Raw genomic sequence first — 21,241 nt, forward strand, 5'->3', positions numbered from 1 at the left:
CGTCCCGCCGGAGGTCCTCCACCGTGAGCAAGCCGCCCTTCACGCACCTGCACGTCCACACCCAGTACTCGCTGCTGGACGGCGCCGCGCGGCTGAAGGACATGTTCGCCGCCTGCAAGGACATGGGCATGACGCACATCGCCATGTCCGACCACGGCAACCTGCACGGCGCCTACGACTTCTTCCACCAGGCGAAGAAGGCCGAGATCACCCCGATCATCGGCATCGAGGCGTACGTCGCGCCCGAGTCCCGGCGGAACAAGCGGCGCATCCAGTGGGGCCAGCCGCACCAGAAGCGGGACGACGTGTCCGGTTCGGGTGGTTACACGCACAAGACGATCTGGGCGGCGGACGTCACCGGCCTGCACAACCTCTTCCGGCTGTCCTCCGACGCGTACGCCGAGGGCTGGCTGACCAAGTGGCCCCGGATGGACAAGGAGACCATCTCCCAGTGGTCCGAGGGCCTGATCGCCTCCACCGGCTGCCCGTCCGGCGAGGTGCAGACCCGGCTCCGCCTCGGCCAGTTCGACGAGGCGATCAAGGCGGCCTCGGACTACAAGGACATCTTCGGCGAGGGCCGGTACTTCCTGGAGCTGATGGACCACGGCATCGAGATCGAGCGCCGGGTCCGCGACGGCCTGCTGGAGATCGGCAAGAAGCTCGGCATCCCCCCGCTGGTCACCAACGACTCCCATTACACCTACGCGCACGAGGCCGCGGCCCACGACGCCCTGCTCTGCATCCAGACCGGCAAGAACCTCTCCGACCCGGACCGCTTCCGGTTCGACGGCTCCGGCTACTACCTGAAGTCCACGGAGGAGATGTACGCCATCGACTCCTCGGACGCCTGGCAGGAGGGCTGCGCCAACACCCGCCTGGTCGCGGAGCAGATCAACATCGACGGCATGTTCACGGCCAAGAACCTCATGCCCAAGTTCGACATCCCCGAGGGCTACACCGAGGTCACCTGGTTCCGTGAGGAGACCATGCGGGGCATGCACCGCCGCTTCCCCGGCGGTATCCCCGAGGACCGCATGAAGCAGGTCGAGTACGAGATGGACACGATCATCTCGATGGGCTTCCCGGGCTACTTCCTCGTGGTCGCCGACTTCATCATGTGGGCCAAGAAGCAGGGCATCGCCGTCGGCCCCGGCCGAGGCTCCGCGGCCGGCTCGATCGTCGCCTACGCCCTGGGCATCACCGACCTCGACCCCATCCCGCACGGCCTGATCTTCGAGCGGTTCCTCAACCCCGAGCGCATCTCGATGCCCGATGTCGACATCGACTTCGACGAGCGCCGGCGCTCCGAGGTGATCCGGTACGTCACCGAGAAGTACGGCGCCGACAAGGTCGCCATGATCGGCACCTACGGCACCATCAAGGCCAAGAACGCGATCAAGGACTCGGCCCGCGTCCTCGGCTACCCGTACGCCATGGGCGACCGCATCACCAAGGCCATGCCCGCCGACGTCCTCGGCAAGGGCATCCCGCTCTCCGGCATCACCGACCCCAACCACCCCCGCTACAGCGAGGCGGGCGAGGTCCGGGCGATGTACGAGAACGAGCCGGACGTCAAGAAGGTCATCGACACCGCCATGGGCGTCGAGGGCCTGGTCCGCCAGATGGGTGTGCACGCGGCCGGCGTGATCATGTCCAGCGAGACGATCACCGACCACGTCCCGGTCTGGGTCAGGCACTCCGACGGCGTCACCATCACCCAGTGGGACTACCCGAGCTGTGAGTCGCTCGGCCTGCTGAAGATGGACTTCCTCGGCCTGCGCAACCTCACGATCATGGACGACGCCGTCAAGATGGTGAAGGCCAACAAGGGGATCGACATCGATCTCCTGAGCCTGCCGCTCGACGACCCCACGACCTTCGAACTGCTCCAGCGCGGTGACACCCTCGGCGTCTTCCAGTTCGACGGCGGGCCCATGCGGTCCCTGCTGCGGCTGATGAAGCCCGACAACTTCGAAGACATCTCCGCCGTGTCCGCCCTGTACCGGCCGGGCCCGATGGGCATGAACTCGCACACCAACTACGCGCTGCGCAAGAACGGCCAGCAGGAGATCACGCCGATCCACCCGGAGCTGGAGGAGCCGCTCCAGGAGGTCCTGGCCGTCACCTACGGCCTGATCGTCTACCAGGAGCAGGTCCAGAAGGCCGCCCAGATCATCGCCGGGTACTCGCTCGGCGAGGCCGACATCCTCCGCCGCGTGATGGGCAAGAAGAAGCCCGAGGAGCTGGCGAAGAACTTCGTCCTCTTCCAGAAGGGCGCGCGCGAGAAGGGCTACTCCGACGAGGCCATCCAGGCGCTCTGGGACGTGCTGGTCCCGTTCGCCGGCTACGCGTTCAACAAGGCGCACTCCGCCGCGTACGGCCTGGTGTCCTACTGGACCGCCTACCTCAAGGCCAACCACCCGGCCGAGTACATGGCGGCGCTGCTCACCTCCGTCAAGGACGACAAGGACAAGTCCGCGACGTACCTCAACGAGTGCCGCCGCATGGGCATCAAGGTGCTCCCGCCGAACGTCAACGAGTCCGAGGCCAACTTCGCCGCCCAGGGTGACGACGTGATCCTCTTCGGCCTCACCGCCGTCCGGAACGTCGGCGCCAACGTCGTCGACTCGATCATCCGCTGCCGCAAGTCCAAGGGGAAGTACACCTCGTTTCCCGACTTCCTGGACAAGGTCGAGGCGGTCGTCTGCAACAAGCGCACCGTCGAATCGCTGATCAAGGCCGGTGCGTTCGACGAGATGGGGCACACCCGCAAGGGCCTCACCGCGCACTACGAGCCGATGATCGACAACGTGGTGCAGGTCAAGCGCAAGGAGGCCGAGGGGCAGTTCGACCTCTTCGGCGGCATGGGCGAGGAGGACAGCAGCGAGCCCGGCTTCGGGCTGGACGTGGAGTTCTCCGACGTCGAGTGGGAGAAGTCGTACCTCCTCGCGCAGGAGCGCGAGATGCTCGGCCTCTACGTCTCCGACCACCCGCTCTTCGGCATCGAGCACGTCCTCAACGACAAGGCGGACGCCGGGATCAGCCAGCTCACCGGCGGCGACTACTCCGACGGCGCGATCGTCACCATCGGCGGCATCATCTCCGGCCTCCAGCGGAAGATGACCAAGCAGGGCAACGCCTGGGCCATCGCCACCGTCGAGGACCTGGCCGGCTCCATCGACTGCATGTTCTTCCCCGCCACCTACCAGCTGGTCTCCACCCAGCTCGTCGAGGACGCCGTCGTCTTCGTCAAGGGCCGGCTGGACAAGCGGGAGGACATCCCGCGGCTGGTCGCCATGGAGCTGATGGTCCCCGACCTGTCCAACGCGGGGACGAACGCCCCCGTGATCATCTCCATCCCCACGGTGAAGGTCACCCCGCCGCTGGTCGAGCGGCTCGGCCAGGTGCTCACCCATCACCGGGGCTCCACCGAGGTGCGCATCAAGCTCCAGGGCGCGCGCAAGACGACCGTGCTGCGGCTGGACCGGCACCGGGTCAACCCCGATCCCGCTCTGTTCGGTGACCTGAAGCAGCTCCTCGGACCGTCCTGCCTGGCCGGCTGACGGTCCCGTCGCGTACGACGGAGGGCGCGCCCGCTTGTCGCGGGCGCGCCCTCGCGTGCGTCGAGGCGCCGGTCGTGCGTCGGTCAGTTGTGGCCGAAGCGCTTCTGCCGGCTCTTGTGGGCGACGTCCGCCGGCGTCACCCGTGTCGACTGGGCCTCGATGGACGACTGCTGCGCCTGCTGCTGGCCGCGCTCGGCCTGCGTCGCCTTCTGCTGACTCCGGTCCTGCTTCTTGTTCTTGGCCATGGCCGTTGTTCGCCTCCACTCCGGATGCCCCCCGGTGTCTCCGCACAACACCCTGGCACGCGCGGACGAAACCCGCATTTCGGTCCATAACCATGTGTGACAGGGATACTTCTCGGCCGCACCCCGTATCCGCCACGCCGATGATCCAGTTCGGACTGATAACCCCCGTGCGGTCGGGCAGACTCCTGGGAAAGCCATGTGACAACCGGGGCACTGCCGTGCCGGGGGCGACCGCATCACTCGACATGCCGGACATGCTGGACATACGGAGAGAAGGTGCACCGTGGACCGCTGCGTCGTCCTGGTGGACGCCGGGTACCTGCTGGGCGCCGCCGCCAGCCTGCTGGCCGGGGAGCCCGCCCGGTCCCGCATCACCGTCGACCACACCACCCTCATCCAGGGCCTGCGCGAACGCGCCGAGGACGACACCCAACGCCCCCTGCTGCGCATCTACTGGTTCGACGGCGCCCCCGACCGGGTGCCCCAGCCCGAGCACCGCCGGCTGCGCGTCATGCCCCGGGTCACCGTCCGGCTCGGCGCCCTCACCCGCACCGACGGCCGCTGGGCCCAGAAGGGCGTCGACGCGGCCATGCACGCCGAACTCACCGAACTCGCCCGCAACCGGGCCTGCTCCGACATCGTCCTCGTCACCGGCGACGGCGACCTGCTGCCCGGCCTGATGTCCGCCAAGGAACACGGCGTCGCCGTCCACCTCTGGGCCGTCCAGGCCGCCGACGGCGACTACAACCAGTCCGAGGACCTCGTCGCCGAAGCCGACGAACGCCGCGTCCTCGACCGCACCTGGATCACCCGCGCCGTCCGCGCCCGCGAACTCACCGGGCCCTGCGCACCCGCCCCCACCGCCGAACCGGAGATCGCGGCGATCCTCTCCGCGCCGCTGCCCGAGAGCGGCGGGGCGGGGGACCGGGTGGGGGCGCCGGCCTCGTCCGCCGAGCGGCGGGAGCCCGTACGGAACGGGGTGCGGGCCGCGCCGGAGCCCGCCGCCGGTGCCGGCCCCGAGCGGGGAGAGGTCCCCGGTACACGGACCGTGCCCACACCCAAGGACCTCGCCGTCCTCGGCAAGGGGCCCGCCGCCGGCGCGGCCGCGCCGGCGGCGCCCGCTCTCGGCCATCCGAACGCGACGTTGCGCTGGTCCTCCGACCGGGGGCTGGTCGACCGGGGGCCCGGCAACGGCTCCGGGGAGCCCCCCGAGATCGCCGCCCTCCCGACCCTCGCCCAGCTCACCAGTGCGGAGCAGCGGTGGGCCGACCGGGAGGAGGACATCACCACGGTGGGCGGTGACCCCTTCGAGGTGGGGCAGGTGTTCGCCCGGCGGTGGACCGAGCGGATCACCGATTCCGTGCACCTGCAGCACCTGTCGACCGAGTATCCGCGGATCCCGCACCGGATCGACGGGGAGCTGCTGCGGTATGCGGCGCGGTTCGGGCTGCTGGCGCACAAGGACGACCAGATCGATGAGCGGGACCGGTACGCGATTCGCGCCGGGTTCTGGCGCGAGATCGATGCGCGGACGGCGGCGGAGCACGCGCCTGCCGGCGATTGAGGGTGCCCCGGTCCCTCCCCTTCGCCGTTTCCTGGGGCTGCGCCCCAGACCCCGCTTGTCGCGGCTTCGCCGCTCGTCCTCAGACGCCGGACGGGCTGAGACCAGCCCGCCCGGGGGTGCGGGGGCTCGCCCCCGCAAGAAACGGTGAAAGGGCGGGTCCGGGGCAACACCCCCGTACCCCCGTCGCAGCCGTCGCCCGCCGTACGCGTACCCTCATAGCTCGTGAGGATGGGCGTGAAGCAGGCGGCAGGGCACGCCGGGGAGCCGGTGGTGTGCTCGGTGCGCGGTCTGGTCAAGACATACGCCGCCGCTCGCGGTCGTCGCGGAAGACCGGCCGACCAGGAGATCCGCGCCAGCGACCGCATCGACCTCGACGTCCACCGGGGCGAGATCTTCGGGCTGCTCGGCCCCAACGGTGCCGGCAAGACCACCCTCGTCCGTCAGCTCACCGGCCTCCTCCGCCCCGACCGGGGCAGCGTCGAGCTGCTGGGGCACGACCTCGTCCGGTACCCGGACCGTGCGGCGCGGCTCGTCGGCTATCTCGGGCAGCAGTCCAGCGCGCTCGACGAGCTGACGGTGGCGCTGGCCGCCGAGACGACCGGGCGGCTGCGCGGGCTGGGGCTGCGGGCGGCGCGGGCCGAGCGGGACGCCGTGCTCGACGAACTCGGACTGACGGCCCTCGCGGCCCGGCCGTTGAAGAAGCTCTCCGGCGGCCAGCGCCGCCTCGCCTGCTTCGCCGCCACCCTGGTCGGCGACCGCCCGCTGCTGGTCCTCGACGAGCCGACCACGGGCATGGACCCGGTCGCCCGGCGCGCCGTCTGGGCCGCCGTCGACCGGCGGCGCGCCGAGCGCGGGGCGACCGTCCTGCTCGTCACCCACAACGTCATCGAGGCCGAGACCGTCCTCGACCGCGTCGCCGTGCTGGAGCGCGGGCGCATCATCGCCTGCGACACCCCGGCCGGACTCAAGGAGCTCGTCGCGGACGAGGTGCGGCTCGACCTCGTCTGGCGCGACGCGCCGCCGCTCGACGTCCCCGAGGTCGCGGCGCTCCGCGACATCGCCACCGAGACCGGCCGCCGCTGGTCGCTGCGGCTCGGCCACGCCGAGGCCCGGGCGGCCGTCGCCGCCGTCACCGGCGGCCCCGCCTTCGCCGCGCTCGACGATTTCACGCTCGCCACGCCCAGCCTGGAGGATGTGTACCTCGCGCTGGGCGGCCGTGCGGAGGGTCTGGTGAAGGGGTGAGGGCTCGCAGGACGGCCGCCGCCGTACCCCCGCCCGTACCGAACAGGAGTCGTTCCGCGTGAGTGCTGTGTCCGCAGAAGCGGTGTCCGGGAAGGTACGGGAGCGGGGTGCGGTCCGGCCCCGGCCCGTGGGCGGGGAGCCCGCGCCGCTGGCGCCGCGCGCCCGGCTGCTGCCCGCGCTGTCGGCCGTCTACCGGGCGCAGCTCTCCCGCGCCCGGGTGGCGCGGATCCCGCTGCTGTTCGTGGCGACCTTCCAGTCCGTCGGCATCATGATCCTGATGCGCGGCGTCGTGGACGGCGGCGACGAGGCGCGGGCCGTCGTGGCCGGCTCCAGCGTGCTGGTGGTCGCGTTCGTCGCGCTCAACCTGCTGGCCCAGTACTTCGGACAGCTGCGCGCGAGCGGCGGGCTCGACCACTACGCGACGCTGCCCGTGCCGCCTGCCGCCGTGGTGCTGGGCGCGGCGGGTGCCTACGCCTCGTTCACCGTGCCCGGGACGGCCGTCACCGCCGTCATCGGGAGCGTGCTGTTCAAGCTGCCGCTGGCCCATCTGTGGGTGCTGGCCGGCGTCATCCCGCTGTCCGGAGCCGCCCTGGCCGGGCTGGGCGCCGCCCTCGGGCTGCTCGCCCCCCGGCAGGAACTGGCGACGCTGCTGGGGCAGCTCGGGATGTCGGCGGCGCTGCTGCTCGGCGTGCTGCCCGCCTCCCACATGCCCGCGCCGATCGCCCTCGCCCGCGACCTGCTGCCGTCCACCTACGGCGTGGAGGCGTTCGCCCGCAGCTTCGACGCGCACCCCGACTGGCTGCGGGTCGCCGGGGACCTCGGCGTCTGCGCGGCCGTCGGCGTGGTCTCACTGGCCGTCGCCACCTGGGCCTACCGCCGGGCGGCGGTGCGGTGACGCGCCGCGATGCCCGTCCTGCCGCCGACGGCGCGTCCTCGACCTGGCACGATGGCGGGGTGACCGCACCACTGACCCCCGACGACCGGCCCCCGCGCAGCCCCTCCTACGAGAGCCGCGGCGGCCGGGCCGCCCTCCTCGACGCGGTGCGCGCCGAACTGCCCGCCGCCGGCGTCGTGGCCGCGGCCGTCACGCTCTCCGGGGCGCTGTTCGGACTGCTGTGGGTGTGGCTGGCACCGCACGTGCCGCTGATCTCCGACGGCCGGGCGGTGTTCCTCAAGAACTCGGAGGGCGAACAGGCGATCGGCGCCGACGGCACGTTCGCCCTGCTCGGCCTGGGGTTCGGCGCGGTGGCCGCGGGCCTGGTCTTCCTCTTCCGGCGGGCCGGCGGCATCGCCGTCGTCGCCGCCCTGGCGGTGGGCTCCCTGCTGGCGTCGGTGCTCGCCTGGCGGCTGGGGGTCTACATGGGACCGGCCTCGGACGTGGCGGCCCACGCCCGGTCGGTCGGCAAGGGAGTCGTCTTCGACGCGCCGCTGCGGCTGGGGGCGAAGGGGATGCTGCTGGCTTTTCCGATCGCGGCGATGGCTGTGCATCTGCTGCTTACCGCGGCGTTCGGGCCGCGGGATCCGGAGCCGGGCCCGCCGTGGGAGGCGGGCGCCGGGCCCGGGGTGTCCTCTCGCTGAGCCTTGCTCAGGCCGGACGACGGCCGTGGTTCGCTCGGTTCTTCTTGAGACGCCACTTGCGCTTGCGGGTGCGCTTGGACATGCGGGCCCTTTCGTGGGCGGGTCGGTGACGCGTCGCGCTTCTGTCGTAGCGCGGTGTGGCGTCGGCGTCCAGGGGGTGTGTTGCCCCGGTCCCTCCCCCAGAGGGGGCACCCCCATTCACCGTTTCCTGGGGCTGCGCCCCAGACCCCCTTTTCGCGGCTCCGCCGCTTGTCCTCAAACGCCGGACAGGCTGGATAGTGCGGCCCTGGGCGCGCACTTCAGCCCGTCCGGCGTTTGAGGACAACCGCGCGGAGCGCGGCTTCGGGGGGCGGGGGCGCAGCCCCCGCAAGAAACGGTGAAAGGGCGGGATCGGGGCATCCCCACCCACCCTCACCCCCGCGCGATCTCCGCGACCTTCGCCCCCGTCAGCTCCGCCAGCACCTGCGGCTCCAGCTCCACCTCAAGCCCCCGGCGCCCCGCCGACACATGGATCGTGGGATGCGCCAAAGCAGACGCGTCAACCGCCGTAGGCAGCCGCTTGCGCTGTCCGAGCGGCGAGATGCCGCCCCGCACGTACCCGGTGGTGCGTTCCGCCGCGGCCGGGTCGGCCATCGCGGCCCGCTTGCCGCCGACCGCCGCCGCCAGGGCCTTCAGATCCAGGGAGCCGCTGACGGGGACGACGGCGACCGTCAGAGCACCGTCGACCTCGGCCACCAGCGTCTTGAAGACGCGGCCGGGCTCCACACCGAGAGCGTCGGCGGCCTCCTCGCCGTAGGAGGCGGACGCCGGGTCGTGGGTGTAGGCGTGCAGGGTGAAGGGGACGCCCGCCTTCTCCAGGGCGACTATGGCAGGGGTGCCGCCCGACGCGCCCGCGGCCTTCTTCGCCAAACCTCGTCGCCTCCGCTCAGTTGGGACTCGTCGGCCGCCGGGTGAAGTCCACCGCGGGCAGCGAGGGGAGCTTACCGATCAAGGCGGTCTCGGTGCGCAGCAGTCTCAGTTCGTCCGCCAGGCGGGACGCGGTGTCGGGGGCCTGGAGGAGCCGCTGCTTGGCCGGGACGTCGAGCATGGCGGCCGAGGCGACCAGGTAGGAGAGGACGGACGGCTCCTCGGGGATGTCCTGCCGGCCGGCCAGGGTGCGTTCGCTGGCCCCCGCCAGCCGCTTCTGGTAGGCGCGGAACGCCCGCAGCACCCCGGAGGCCAGGGCGCCGGCCCCCTCGCCGGGACGTTCCTCCAGCTCCTCCGTCTCGCCGGTGAGGAACGGGCCGGAGGCGTCGACCGACAGCAGCCGGAACCGGGTCGTCCCGGTGGCCAGGACCTCGAACGTGCCGTCCGGCCGCTCCCGCAGGGTCGCGGCCTCGGCCACGCAGCCGACGGCGTGGAACGCGGCGAGCGGGTCCGGGCCGAAGCCCGTCGCCGGGCCCGGTTCCGGCCGGGTCTCGGCCGGCAGGCCGAGGGCGCTGTGGGCCACCTCGAAGCCGTCGCGGATGGCCACGACGCCGAACCGGCGCGGGGCGTCGTCGGGCAGTTCCGCGAGGTGGCGCATCATCGCGCGGTACCGCTGCTCGAAGACGTTCAGAGGCAGGACGAGGCCCGGGAACAGCACCGAGTTGAGGGGGAAGATCGGCAGGCGCGCGGTGGTCACAGCCGGTAAGCCTAGGCCCTGCGGGGGCGGGAGCGCTCCCTCCCGCCCGGCCCCCGGGGTCCGTCACTGCCGGCGCAGCAGCCGCGACGCGCCCGCCGCGACCGTCGTCGCCAGCACCCAGCCGATCAGCACCAGCGCCGTGGCCAGCCATTGCCCCGTCCCCTCGGTCTTCCACGCCTGGCCCTGCCCGAGGTCGACGACGGGCAGCAGCAGGTCGAGGGTGTAGAGCGCCGCGTTCCAGGTGGGCGACTCCTGGGGTTTGACCGGCGGCAGGGGGTGGCGGGCGAACCAGAGGGTGCCGAGTGCCCAGAGCACGGCCATCCACAGGGCGGCCCGGCCGGGGCGGTAGCCGTAGGCGACCGTCCAGTCCTGGAGGTAGCCCCACGCCTTCCCGGCCAGGGGCAGCGTCTCGCGGCGGCGGCGCTGCTTGGCCAGCAGCACCGCCCGGGCGTCGGTGTCCTCGCCGCTGTCCCGCAGCGAGGCGGCCAGGCACTCGTAGGGCTCGGGCGCGTACTCGGGCGTCGCGGCGGACACCCACTCCAGCCGCCGCGGCAGCGGGAACGGGCCGTGCGGTATCAGCGTCTCGTACGAGAACCCGGCCATCACCAGCCCGCCCGGTCCCGGCCAGCTCTCCCACCGGTCGACGAGGTTGACCACCCGGGCGCCGGACAGCACCACCCGCCCGTGCTCCGGCCGCTGCCCGAGGAAGCGCAGCTCCGGCGTCTGGATGCGGCGGAGCGACACCTCCTGGCCGTCGGAGAGCGCCAGCCGCGCCCCGCTGAAGTCGAGCGCGTCGCCGAACCGGCCGTCGTCCAGTCGCATCCCGCCCTCGCAGCTGAAGTTCCGCAGCCGCGTCCCGTACGCCGGGCCGGTCGGGGAGATCCCGTAGGGGGGCGTGGCACCGGACACCACCGGGCCGTCCTCGGCGGCGGGCGTGAGGTAGACGGTGCGTTCGACGGTGAGCTGCGGGGCGTTGAGCGCCCGCCGTCCGAAGGGGTTGCTGAGGGTGGTGCCGCGCAGGCTGAGGGAGGCGCCTATCTTCGCGCCGCGCAGGCTCAGCTCCCCGTACGCCCTGGCCAGCTCGGCCTGGAGGTCCTGGCCGACGGTGAGGCCGTCGGCGGCGATGCACACCCCGCGCCGGTCGCGGCGCACCACGGCCTGGTTGAGCAGCAGGTCGGTGCCGACCCGGGCGTCGCTGAGCCGGATCCCGCGCCGGACGACGCAGCGCGGCAGGTGCAGGTCGCCCTCGGTGTGCAGCCGGGCGGCCTCCAGCCGGGGCAGGGTGCAGCCGACCAGCCGCAGGGTGGTGAACCGGCACTCGGGCAGCAGCACCTGCTGCTCGAAGCGGCAGTTCCGCAGCTCCACGTAGGGGACGACCGTGCCGCCGGAGAGGTCCAGCAGCCCGGTGATCTGCACCCCGTTGAGCTTGAGCGCCGGCACCCGGCCGGGTAACGCGGGCGGCCCGTCGAGCAGCAGCAGCGCGATCACCCGGGCCCGCACACTGCGCTCGGGGCCCCAGGTGTACGGGCCGTCGGGGTCGTTCCGCTCCGGGTGCGGGGTGCGCAGGTCGTGGGTGGTGCCGGAGCGGAAGGCCCGCCACATGCCCCGTTCGGCGGGGGTGAGCTCCAGGCCGGGGGGCGGATCTCCGTCGGGTGACGCGGTCACGGTTCCCTCCCTCTCGCACGCTCGGGCGGCGCCCGGCGCCTGTCACCCCCGTGGCGCCGGCCCCGCGTACTGGCTCGATTCCCGGTGGGTGACCCCTTGAACACGCAGCGTGCGACGACTTTGACGGGCGCCCGTCAAGCACCTCGGCCGGTGGGTGCCACGGAGTGAAGATCCATTCCCGGCCGGCGTATCACTGGGTGGTACGGAGAGCCGTGCGGCGGGACGGGTCTGAGACAATTGGCCATGTGATCTCCCGAATCGATCTGCGCGGCGGAGCCGTCACCGACGGCGTCATCGACCGCGACCTGCTGCCCCGAGCCGAACTCGACGTCGAGGCCGCCCTGGAGAAGGTGCGGCCCATCTGCGAGGACGTGCATCATCGCGGGACGGCGGCACTGATCGACTACGCGGAGAGGTTCGACGGCGTCACCATCGACCGGGTGCGCGTCGCGCCCGAGGCGATCGAGCGCGCCCTGGCGGAGCTGGACCCGGCGGTCCGCGCCGCCCTGGAGGAGTCCATCCGCCGCGCCCGCCTCGTCCACCGCGAGCAGCGCCGCACCGACAAGACCGTCACCGTCGTCCCCGGCGGCACGGTCACCGAGCGCTGGGTGCCCGTCGAGCGCGTCGGCCTGTACGTGCCGGGCGGCAACGCCGTCTACCCGTCGTCCGTCGTGATGAACGTCGTGCCCGCGCAGGAGGCCGGCGTCGCCTCGCTGGCCGTGTCGTCCCCGCCGCAGAAGGACTTCGGGGGCCTCCCGCACCCGACCATCCTCGCCGCCTGCGCCCTGCTCGGCGTCGACGAGGTGTACGCGGCCGGCGGCGCTCAGGCCATCGCCATGTTCGCCTACGGCACCGACGAGTGCCGGCCCGCCCAGCTCGTCACCGGCCCCGGCAACATCTGGGTCGCCGCCGCCAAGCGGCTGCTCAAGGGCCGTATCGGCATCGACGCCGAGGCCGGCCCGACCGAGATCGCGATCCTCGCCGACGACACCGCCGACGCGGCGCACGTCGCCGCCGACCTGATCAGCCAGGCCGAGCACGACACGCTGGCCGCCGCCGTCCTCGTCACGCCCTCCGAGGCGCTCGCCGAGGCCGTCGAGGCCGAGCTCAAGACCCAGGTGGCCGCGACGAAGCACGTGGAGCGGATCACCGAGGCGCTGGCCGGCCGGCAGTCGGGGATCGTCCTCGTCGACGACCTCGACCAGGGCCTCGCCGTCGTCGACGCCTACGCCGCCGAACACCTGGAGATCCAGACCGCCGACGCCTCCGCCGTCGCCGCCCGGGTCCGCAACGCCGGCGCCGTCTTCGTCGGCCCGTACGCGCCCGTCTCCCTCGGCGACTACTGCGCCGGCTCCAACCACGTCCTGCCCACCGGCGGCTGCGCCTGCCACTCCTCCGGCCTGTCCGTGCAGTCCTTCCTGCGCGGCATCCACGTCGTGGACTACAGCCGCGACGCGCTCGCCGACGTCACCCACCACGTGGTGACGCTGGCGGAGGCCGAGGATCTGCCGGCGCACGGCGCGGCGCTCAAGGCGCGGTTCGGGTGGAAGGTTCCCGGTAAGAGCTCGTGACCCGTATCGACGAACTTCCCATCCGGGACGAACTGCGCGGCAAGACCCCGTACGGCGCGCCGCAGCTCGACGTCCCCGTCCGGCTGAACACCAACGAGAACCCCTACCCGCTGCCCGAGGCCCTGGTCGCCCGGATCGCCGAGCGCGTCGCCGAGGCCGCCCGGGACCTCAACCGCTACCCCGACCGGGACGCGGTCGAGCTGCGCACCCGGCTCGCCGAGTACCTCACCCGCACCGGCGGGCACGAGGTCGGGCGCGCCAACGTGTGGGCGGCCAACGGCTCCAACGAGGTCCTCCAGCAGCTGCTCCAGACCTTCGGCGGGCCCGGCCGCACGGCGATGGGCTTCGAGCCCTCGTACTCGATGCACGCGCTGATCTCCCGGGGCACCGGCACCGGCTGGCTCGCCGGGCCGCGCCGGGACGACTTCACCATCGACGTGGACGCGGCGGTCGACGCCATCGCCGAGCACCGCCCTGACGTCGTCTTCGTCTGCTCGCCCAACAACCCCACCGGCACCGCCGTCGACGCGGAGACCGTGCTGCGGCTGTACGACGCGGCGCAGGCGGCCAAGCCGTCGATGGTCGTGGTCGACGAGGCGTACGGCGAGTTCAGCCACCACCCGTCGCTGCTGCCGCTGATCGAGGGCCGGCCGCACCTCGTCGTCTCGCGGACGATGTCCAAGGCGTTCGGCGCGGCCGGGCTGCGGCTGGGCTACCTCGCCGCCGACCCGGCGGTGGTGGACGCCGTGCAGCTCGTCCGGCTGCCGTACCACCTCTCGTCCGTCACCCAGGCGACCGCCCTCGCGGCGCTGGAGCACACCGACACGCTGCTCGGCTACGTCGAGCGGCTCAAGTCCGAGCGGGACCGCCTGGTCGCCGAGCTGCGGGCGATGGGCTGCGAGGTCACCGCGTCCGACGCGAACTTCGTCCAGTTCGGGGTGTTCGAGGACGCCCACGCCGCCTGGCAGGCCATTCTCGACCGGGGCGTCCTGGTCCGGGACAACGGCGTGCCCGGCCGGCTGCGGGTCACCGCGGGCACCCCCGAGGAGAACGACGCGTTCCTGGACGCGGTGCGCGCCGTCATGAAGGAGAACCGATGAACCACCGCGTGGGTCGCGTCGAGCGGACCACCAAGGAGACGTCCGTCCTGGTCGAGATAGACCTCGACGGGACCGGGCAGGTCGACGTGTCGACGGGCGTCGGCTTCTACGACCACATGCTCGACCAGCTCGGCCGGCACGGGCTGTTCGACCTCACCGTCAAGACCGACGGCGACCTGCACATCGACACCCACCACACCATCGAGGACACCGCCCTCGCGCTGGGCGCCGCCTTCCGGCAGGCGCTCGGCGACAAGGTGGGCATCTACCGGTTCGGCAACTGCACGGTCCCGCTGGACGAGTCGCTGGCCCAGGTGACCGTCGACCTCTCCGGCCGGCCATACCTGGTGCACACCGAGCCCGAGAACATCGCGCCGATGATCGGCACGTACGACACGACGATGACCCGGCACATACTGGAGTCCTTCGTCGCCCAGGCGCAGATCGCGCTGCACGTCCACGTGCCGTACGGGCGCAACGCCCACCACATCGTGGAGTGCCAGTTCAAGGCGCTGGCGCGGGCGCTGCGGTACGCGTGCGAGCGCGACCCGCGGGCCGCCGGAATCCTCCCGTCCACGAAGGGTGCGCTGTGAACGGCCTCTCCACCGCCCTGATCCTGGTGGGCCTGTTCCTGGTCGGCGGGATTATCTCCTTCCTCAAGCAGGGGATGCCCAAGGGCGTCATCGTGCTGCTTGGCATCGGGGCCGCGATGGCCCTGACCGCCGGTGTGATGCGGATCGAAAGCCTGTGGTCATGAGCAAGAAGGTCGTCGTCTTCGACTACGGGTTCGGCAACGTCCGGTCGGCCGAGCGGGCCCTCGCCCACGTCGGCGCCGATGTCGAGATCACCCGCGACTTCGACCGGGCCATGAACGCCGACGGCCTCCTCGTCCCCGGCGTCGGCGCGTTCGCCGCCTGCATGAGCGGGCTGCGCGCGGCGCGCGGCGACTGGATCGTCGACCGGCGGCTGTCCGGCGGCCGGCCCGTGATGGGCATCTGCGTCGGCATGCAGGTCCTCTTCGCCCGGGGCGTCGAGCACGGCGTCGAGACCGACGGCCTGGACGAGTGGCCCGGCACCGTCGAGCCGCTCAAGGCCCCGGTCGTCCCGCACATGGGGTGGAACACCGTCACCGCCGCCGAGGGCTCCGCCCTCTTCGCCGGGCTCGACGCCGACACGCGCTACTACTTCGTGCACTCCTACGCCGTCCGCGACTGGAGCCTCGACGTCACCAACGAGGCCATCAAGCCGCCCCTGGTGACCTGGGCCGAGCATGGCGAGCCGTTCGTCGCCGCCGTCGAGAACGGGCCCCTGTGGGCCACCCAGTTCCACCCCGAGAAGTCCGGCGACGCCGGATCCCAGCTGCTGACCAACTGGATCGAGACCCTCTGATGCCCAAGCTCGAACTCCTCCCCGCCGTCGACGTCCGCGACGGCCAGGCCGTACGGCTCGTCCATGGCGAGTCGGGCTCCGAGACCTCGTACGGCGACCCGCTGGCCGCCGCCCGCGCCTGGCAGCAGGCCGGCGCCGAGTGGCTGCACCTCGTCGACCTGGACGCCGCCTTCGGCACCGGCGACAACCGGGAGCGGATCGCCGAGGTCGTCCGGGCCATGGACATCAAGGTCGAGCTGTCCGGCGGCATCCGCGACGACGCCTCGCTGGCCGCCGCCCTCGCCACCGGCTGCACCCGCGTCAACCTGGGCACGGCCGCCCTGGAGACCCCCGAGTGGGTCGCCAAGGTCATCGCCGAGCACGGCGACAAGATCGCCGTCGGGCTGGACGTGCGCGGCACCACGCTGCGCGGCCGCGGCTGGACCCGCGACGGCGGCGACCTCTACGAGACGCTCGCCCGCCTCGACTCCGAGGGCTGCGCCCGCTACGTCGTCACCGACATCGCCAAGGACGGCACCCTCCAGGGCCCCAACCTGGAGCTGCTCAAGAACGTCTGCGCGGCCACCGACAAGCCGGTCGTCGCCTCCGGCGGCGTCTCCTCCCTTGACGATCTGCGGGCCATTGCCAGTCTGGTACCGGAGGGTGTCGAAGGCGCGATCGTGGGCAAGGCCCTCTACGCGAAGGCGTTCACCTTGGAAGAGGCCCTGGAGGCAGTGTCCGTATGAGTGAGACCCCGGCTCCGCAGCGCGTGCAGACAGACAGTCCCTGGGAAGCGACGATCGGCTTCGCACGTGCCGTGGCGGCCGGGGACCGGGTGCACGTCGCCGGCACGATGCCGCTCGTCGACGGCGTCCTCGTCGGCGAGGGCGACCCCTACGAGCAGGCCCGGGCCGCCTTCTCCAACGCGCTCGCCGCGCTGGAGAAGTTCGGCCTCGGCCCCGAGTCCGTCGTCCGCACCCGGATGTACCTGACCCACGCGCGGGACGTGGACGCGGTCGGCCGCGCCCACAAGGAGCTCTTCGACGGGATCCGGCCCGCCGCGACCATGGTCGTCGTGTCCGGCTTCGTCGACTCGCGCGTCCTGGTCGAAGTAGAAGTAGAAGCATTCAGAGGAGCATCGGCGTGACCCTCGCGGTCCGAGTCATCCCCTGCCTGGACGTGGACAACGGCCGCGTCGTCAAGGGGGTCAACTTCCAGAACCTGCGCGACGCGGGCGACCCCGTCGAAATGGCCCGCGTCTACGGGCGGGAAGGCGCCGACGAGCTCACCTTCCTCGACATCACGGCCTCTTCCGGTAATCGTGAGACCACTTATGACGTGGTGCGGCGGACCGCCGAGCAGGTTTTCATCCCGCTCACCGTGGGGGGCGGGGTTCGGACCGCCGACGACGTCGACAAGTTGCTGCGGGCCGGGGCCGACAAGGTCGGGGTCAATACGGCGGCTATTGAGCGGCCCGATCTCGTGCGGGAGATCGCCGAGCGGTTCGGGCGGCAGGTGCTGGTGTTGTCGGTTGACGCGCGGCGGACTCCGTCCGGGTCTTTCGAGGTCACCACGCATGGCGGGCGGCGGGGGACCGGGCTCGACGCCGTCGAGTGGGCGCATCGGGCGGCGGAGCTCGGGGCCGGGGAGATTCTGCTCAACTCGATGGACGCGGACGGGACGAAGGACGGGTACGACACGGAGATGATCGCCGCTGTGCGGCGGCATGTGTCGGTGCCGGTTATCGCCAGCGGCGGCGCGGGGGAGCTCGCGCACTTCGCCCCTGCGGTGGCGGCGGGCGCGGACGCGGTTCTGGCCGCGTCCGTGTTCCACTTCGGTGATCTGCGGATCGGGGAGGTCAAGGGGGCGTTGCGGGAGGCTGGGCATCCCGTGCGGTGAGTTTTGCCCCGGTCCCGCCCTTTCACCGTTTCTTGCGGGGGCAGGCCCCCGCACCCCCGAAGCGCCCTGCGGCGGAGCCGCGACAAGGGGGTCTGGGGCGCAGCCCCAGGAAACGGTGAAAGGGCGGGGCTGGGGATCCCTCAAAGCCCCAGCCGCGCAGCCAGCAGCTTCGCCTTGGCGACCTCGTCGCCTTCCAGCTCCACCCGCGCTGCGGCCTGCCGCCCGAAGGCGAAGAGAGTCAGCTCACCGGGCTCACCGGTGACCGTCACCACCGGGACGCCCCGGTTGCCGACCGCCGTGCGCCCGTCCGGACGCCGGAGGACGACGCCGACGGGCGCCTTGCGGCCGAGGACCCGGGCCATCTTCTCCAGGCGGGCCCAGAGCGCGTCGGCGAAGACCGGATCGAGCTCGCGCGGCGTCCAGTCGGGCTGGGCGCGTCGGACGTCCTCGGTGTGGACGTAGAACTCGACGGTGTTGGCGGCCTCGTCGATCTGCTTGAGGGCGAACGGCGAGGTGCGCGGCGGCCCGGTTCGGATGAGCTGGATCAGTTCCTCGTACGGCTTGGCGGCGAACTCGGCCTGGACCCGTTCCAGGCGGGCGGCCAGCGGTTTGAAGAGGACGCCCGCCGCGGCGTCGGAGCGGCGTTCGCGCACCACGACGTGGGCCGCGAGATCGCGGGCGCTCCACCCCTGGCAGAGCGTCGGGGCGTTCGGGCCCGCGGTCTCCAACAGATCCGCGAGAAGCAGGCGTTCGCGCTGTGCGTGGGTCGACATGGCGGCAGCCTACGGTCGGTGCCGCCGCTGTGCCACGGCGCCGCGCCCGCCGGCTACTCGGGCAGGGGGGCCGTCAGCTTGGCGCCGCCCGGCTTGTCGCTGCGGGCGATCCAGCAGGTGACCCGGCGCTCGCCGGTGAGCAGGTAGGTCCGCTCGTTGGGGTAGAGGGCGAAGTAGTAGTACAGGCGGCCGTCGTTCACGGCGCGCAGCCGCCGCTCGGCGTCCGGCTTGCACAGGCCGCGGGCCTTGTCCTGGATCTCCGACTCGGTCAGCAGGCCGTTGCTCAGTGTCCGGTTGGTGATCGCCTCGCCGTCGTGGCTGCCGTCGCAGGACTTCTTCTCGACGCGGGTGACGGACGGGGTCATCGCCGGGTGGTCGAAGCACTCGCCGGGCTTGACGACGACCATGGGGACCACGATCGACGAGGAACCGGAGGGCGACGGCTCGGCGGAGGTCGTCGGCGGCAGGGGTATGTGCGGGAGCGTCGGCAGCGGCGACGGTCTGAACGTCGGGGCCTCGCTCGACGAGGTGCTGGGCGTGGAAGAGCCCTTCGCGGACGGTTTGTCGTCGCCACCCGAGTCCCTGGTCGCGAAGATGATGCCACCCACGATCAGGCCGACCACCAGCACCGCGCACACCACGATGGCGGCGACCTTCGCTCCGCCGCCCCCCGAGGGCGGCGGATTCATGCCGGGCTGTGCCCCGTAAGGGCCGTATCCGGGCGGCTGGTTCTGGCCGTACGGCTGCGGGCCCTGCCCGTACGGGGACTGGCCGCCGTAGGGCGGCTGCCCGCCGTACGGGGGCTGCCCGCCGGGGCCCTGCTGTCCGTCGCCGTAGGGCGGGGGCTGCTCGGGCGGCGGGCCGAAGCCCGACGGCGGTCCGAAGCCGCCGCCGCCCCCGGGCGGCTGCGGCGGGTTGGAGGGAGGGGGAGGAGGCGGTGAGGTCATGACGGAAGCATGCCGTATCCCTCGGACATCCATGCGACCGGTCCAGGAGCGGCACAATGGCTCCATGACCGGCAAGCCCCTTTCCAGTTCCGAGACCGGCCCCACCGGCTCCTCTCGCTCCTCCCGTCCCGCCGTCCCCGGCAGCACCGCGCTCGACCCCGCCGTCGCCGCGCGCCTCAAGCGCACCGCCGAGGGCCTGGTGCCGGCCGTCGCCCAGCAGTACGACACCGGCGAGGTGCTGATGCTCGGCTGGATGGACGACGAGGCGCTGCACCGCACCCTCACCACCGGCCGGTGCACCTACTGGAGCCGCAGCCGCAACGAGTACTGGGTCAAGGGCGACACCTCCGGCCACGTCCAGCACGTCAAGTCCGTGGCCCTGGACTGCGACGGCGACACCCTCCTCGTCAAGGTCGACCAGACCGGCCCGGCGTGCCACACCGGGACGCGCACCTGTTTCGACGCCGGAGAGCTGCCGTTGGGCCAGTAGGCTCCGCTGGCATGGCTGCCACCTCCACCGCTCCGGGGCCCGCTCAGGTCCCCGACGCCGACACCTTCCGCGCGCTGGCCAAGGACCGCCGGGTCATCCCGGTCACCCGGCGCTTCCTGGCCGACGGCGACACCCCCGTCGCCCTCTACCGCAAGCTCGCCGCCGAACGGCCGGGCACGTTCCTGCTGGAGTCCGCGGAACAGGGCCGGAGCTGGTCGCGCTACTCGTTCATCGGCGTCCGCAGCGCCGCCACCCTCACGGCGCGGAACGGGGAGACCCACTGGCTGGGCACCCCGCCCGTCGGCGTCCCCACCGACGGCGACCCGCTGCGCACCCTGCGGGCCACGGTCGAGGCCCTGCACACCCCGCGCGACCTGATCGAGGGCGCCGGGCTGCCGCCCTTCACCGGCGGCATGGTCGGCTACCTGGGCTACGACGTCGTCCGCCGCCTGGAGAGGATCGGCGACCGGCAGGGGAAGGGCGACGGCCTCGGGCTGCCCGAGCTCACCATGCTGCTCACCTCGGACCTCGCCGTGCTCGACCACTGGAACGGCACGGTCCTGCTGATCGCCAACGCGATCAACCACAACGACCTGGAGACGGGCGTCGACGAGGCGTACGCGGACGCCGTGGCCCGCCTCGACGCGATGACCGCCGATCTGCACCGGCCCGTCCCCACCCACCCGACCGTGCTGCCGTCCGCCGAGCTGCCGGAGTTCACCGCCCGCTGGGGCGGCGCCGACTACCAGGCGGCCGTCGAGGACATCAAGGAGCGCATCCGGGCGGGCGAGGCGTTCCAGGTGGTGCCCTCGCAGCGGTTCGAGACGCCGTGCGCGGCCTCCGCGCTGGACGTCTACCGGGTGCTGCGGGCCACCAACCCCAGCCCGTACATGTACCTCTTCCAGTTCGACGGCTTCGAGGTCGTCGGCTCCAGCCCCGAGGCGCTGGTGAAGGTCGAGGACGGGCGGGCCATGGTCCACCCCATCGCCGGCACCCGCCCGCGCGGCGCCACCCCGCAGGCCGACGCCGCGCTCGCCGAGGAGCTCCTCGCCGACCCGAAGGAGCGCGCCGAGCACCTGATGCTCGTCGACCTCGGCCGCAACGACCTGGGCCGGGTCTGCGCGCCCGGCAGCGTCGAGGTCGTCGACTTCATGTCGATCGAGCGCTACAGCCACGTCATGCACATCGTCTCCACGGTCACCGGCCGCCTCGCGCCCGGCCGGACGGCGTTCGACGTGCTCACCGCCTGCTTCCCGGCCGGCACCCTCTCCGGCGCGCCCAAGCCCCGGGCCATGCAGATCATCGAGGAGCTCGAACCGTCCCGCCGCGGCCTGTACGGCGGCTGCGTCGGCTACCTGGACTTCGCCGGGGACTCCGACACCGCCATCGCCATCCGCACCGCCGTGCTGCGCGACGGCACCGCCTACGTCCAGGCGGGCGCGGGCGTCGTCGCCGACTCCGACCCGGTGGCGGAGGACACCGAGTGCCGCAACAAGGCCGCCGCCGTGCTGCGGGCCGTGCACGGCGCCGCCCGGCTCACCCGCCCGGGGGCACCCGCGTGACCCCGGCTGCG

The 21,241-nt window shown here is 72.4% G+C and carries 21 protein-coding genes; 15 read left to right on the forward strand and 6 right to left on the reverse strand.

Translation table 11 applies throughout. The annotated features are described in order from the left end of the window. Positions 1–23: 23 nt before the first annotated feature. A complete protein-coding gene (gene dnaE / locus K7I03_RS24805; RefSeq protein WP_185943628.1) occupies positions 24–3,563 on the forward strand; it encodes a DNA polymerase III subunit alpha in 3,540 nt (1,179 codons plus the stop codon). 83 nt (positions 3,564–3,646) lie between these two features. Here dnaE and K7I03_RS24810 read toward each other — a convergent pair whose 3' ends face one another. Continuing rightward, the gene (locus K7I03_RS24810) at positions 3,647–3,808 is read right to left on the reverse strand and encodes a hypothetical protein (protein ID WP_185943629.1); all 162 of its coding nucleotides are present in this window, start codon (positions 3,806–3,808) and stop codon (positions 3,647–3,649) included. A gap of 283 nt (positions 3,809–4,091) precedes the next feature. Between K7I03_RS24810 and K7I03_RS24815 the strand changes: the two genes are divergently transcribed. From K7I03_RS24815 to K7I03_RS24830, 4 genes are all read left to right on the forward strand, one after another. Next, positions 4,092–5,372: an NYN domain-containing protein gene (locus tag K7I03_RS24815; RefSeq protein ID WP_185943630.1), complete on the forward strand. Its 1,281-nt coding sequence runs from the start codon at positions 4,092–4,094 to the stop codon at positions 5,370–5,372. A gap of 270 nt (positions 5,373–5,642) precedes the next feature. Next, positions 5,643–6,614 carry an ABC transporter ATP-binding protein gene (locus K7I03_RS24820; RefSeq protein ID WP_185943802.1) on the forward strand — a complete coding sequence of 324 codons (972 nt, stop codon included), beginning with the start codon at positions 5,643–5,645 and terminating at the stop codon, positions 6,612–6,614. Between the two features lie 58 nt (positions 6,615–6,672). Then, a complete protein-coding gene (locus tag K7I03_RS24825) occupies positions 6,673–7,509 on the forward strand; it encodes an ABC transporter permease (RefSeq protein ID WP_185943631.1) in 837 nt (278 codons plus the stop codon). A gap of 59 nt (positions 7,510–7,568) precedes the next feature. Then, positions 7,569–8,192: an ABC transporter permease gene (locus K7I03_RS24830; RefSeq protein ID WP_185943632.1), complete on the forward strand. Its 624-nt coding sequence runs from the start codon at positions 7,569–7,571 to the stop codon at positions 8,190–8,192. Between the two features lie 411 nt (positions 8,193–8,603). Here the strand turns inward: K7I03_RS24830 and ybaK are convergent, their stop codons facing one another. The 3 genes from ybaK to K7I03_RS24845 form a co-directional block, all read right to left on the reverse strand. Beyond that, the gene (gene ybaK, locus K7I03_RS24835) at positions 8,604–9,101 is read right to left on the reverse strand and encodes a Cys-tRNA(Pro) deacylase (protein ID WP_185943633.1); all 498 of its coding nucleotides are present in this window, start codon (positions 9,099–9,101) and stop codon (positions 8,604–8,606) included. A 16-nt stretch (positions 9,102–9,117) separates the two neighbouring features. Continuing rightward, positions 9,118–9,855, reverse strand: coding sequence for an LON peptidase substrate-binding domain-containing protein (locus tag K7I03_RS24840; RefSeq protein ID WP_185943634.1), 738 nt, complete (start codon positions 9,853–9,855; stop codon positions 9,118–9,120). Between the two features lie 63 nt (positions 9,856–9,918). Beyond that, positions 9,919–11,520: an oxidoreductase gene (locus K7I03_RS24845; RefSeq protein ID WP_185943635.1), complete on the reverse strand. Its 1,602-nt coding sequence runs from the start codon at positions 11,518–11,520 to the stop codon at positions 9,919–9,921. A 245-nt stretch (positions 11,521–11,765) separates the two neighbouring features. Between K7I03_RS24845 and hisD the strand changes: the two genes are divergently transcribed. The 8 genes from hisD to hisF are packed head-to-tail and all read left to right on the forward strand — an operon-like array spanning position 11,766 to position 17,458. After that, a complete protein-coding gene (gene hisD / locus K7I03_RS24850) occupies positions 11,766–13,091 on the forward strand; it encodes a histidinol dehydrogenase (RefSeq protein ID WP_185943636.1) in 1,326 nt (441 codons plus the stop codon). After that, entirely contained in the window at positions 13,088–14,191 is a 1,104-nt protein-coding gene (locus K7I03_RS24855) for a histidinol-phosphate transaminase (RefSeq protein WP_185943637.1), read from the forward strand. Before hisD ends, K7I03_RS24855 begins: the two co-directional genes overlap by 4 nt. Next, a complete protein-coding gene (gene hisB, locus K7I03_RS24860) occupies positions 14,188–14,784 on the forward strand; it encodes an imidazoleglycerol-phosphate dehydratase HisB (protein WP_004955323.1) in 597 nt (198 codons plus the stop codon). Before K7I03_RS24855 ends, hisB begins: the two co-directional genes overlap by 4 nt. Continuing rightward, complete coding sequence (locus K7I03_RS24865; RefSeq protein WP_185943638.1) at positions 14,781–14,948, forward strand: hypothetical protein; 168 nt, start codon at positions 14,781–14,783, stop codon at positions 14,946–14,948. Before hisB ends, K7I03_RS24865 begins: the two co-directional genes overlap by 4 nt. Continuing rightward, positions 14,945–15,580 (forward strand): imidazole glycerol phosphate synthase subunit HisH, encoded by a 636-nt coding sequence (gene hisH / locus K7I03_RS24870; RefSeq protein ID WP_185943639.1) that lies wholly within the window; start codon positions 14,945–14,947, stop codon positions 15,578–15,580. The genes K7I03_RS24865 and hisH overlap by 4 nt, the downstream gene beginning before the upstream one ends. Next, positions 15,580–16,305, forward strand: coding sequence for a bifunctional 1-(5-phosphoribosyl)-5-((5-phosphoribosylamino)methylideneamino)imidazole-4-carboxamide isomerase/phosphoribosylanthranilate isomerase PriA (gene priA / locus K7I03_RS24875; RefSeq protein ID WP_185943640.1), 726 nt, complete (start codon positions 15,580–15,582; stop codon positions 16,303–16,305). The genes hisH and priA overlap by 1 nt, the downstream gene beginning before the upstream one ends. Then, positions 16,302–16,706 carry a RidA family protein gene (locus tag K7I03_RS24880; protein WP_185943641.1) on the forward strand — a complete coding sequence of 135 codons (405 nt, stop codon included), beginning with the start codon at positions 16,302–16,304 and terminating at the stop codon, positions 16,704–16,706. The genes priA and K7I03_RS24880 overlap by 4 nt, the downstream gene beginning before the upstream one ends. Next, entirely contained in the window at positions 16,703–17,458 is a 756-nt protein-coding gene (gene hisF / locus K7I03_RS24885) for an imidazole glycerol phosphate synthase subunit HisF (RefSeq protein WP_185943642.1), read from the forward strand. Before K7I03_RS24880 ends, hisF begins: the two co-directional genes overlap by 4 nt. 140 nt (positions 17,459–17,598) lie before the next feature. On the opposite strand, the gene K7I03_RS24890 is transcribed toward hisF, so the two are convergent. Together K7I03_RS24890 and K7I03_RS24895 are read right to left on the reverse strand one after the other, a co-directional pair. Next, positions 17,599–18,231, reverse strand: coding sequence for a TIGR03085 family metal-binding protein (locus tag K7I03_RS24890; protein WP_185943643.1), 633 nt, complete (start codon positions 18,229–18,231; stop codon positions 17,599–17,601). 53 nt (positions 18,232–18,284) lie between these two features. Then, positions 18,285–19,178, reverse strand: coding sequence for a hypothetical protein (locus tag K7I03_RS24895; protein WP_185943644.1), 894 nt, complete (start codon positions 19,176–19,178; stop codon positions 18,285–18,287). 64 nt (positions 19,179–19,242) lie between these two features. Between K7I03_RS24895 and hisI the strand changes: the two genes are divergently transcribed. Beyond that, positions 19,243–19,668 carry a phosphoribosyl-AMP cyclohydrolase gene (gene hisI / locus K7I03_RS24900; RefSeq protein WP_185943645.1) on the forward strand — a complete coding sequence of 142 codons (426 nt, stop codon included), beginning with the start codon at positions 19,243–19,245 and terminating at the stop codon, positions 19,666–19,668. Positions 19,669–19,679: 11 nt separating this feature from the next. Next, positions 19,680–21,230, forward strand: coding sequence for an anthranilate synthase component I (locus K7I03_RS24905; protein WP_185943646.1), 1,551 nt, complete (start codon positions 19,680–19,682; stop codon positions 21,228–21,230). Positions 21,231–21,241 lie beyond the last annotated feature (11 nt).

The organism is Streptomyces mobaraensis (genome assembly GCF_020099395.1).
GTDB lineage: Bacteria > Actinomycetota > Actinomycetes > Streptomycetales > Streptomycetaceae > Streptomyces.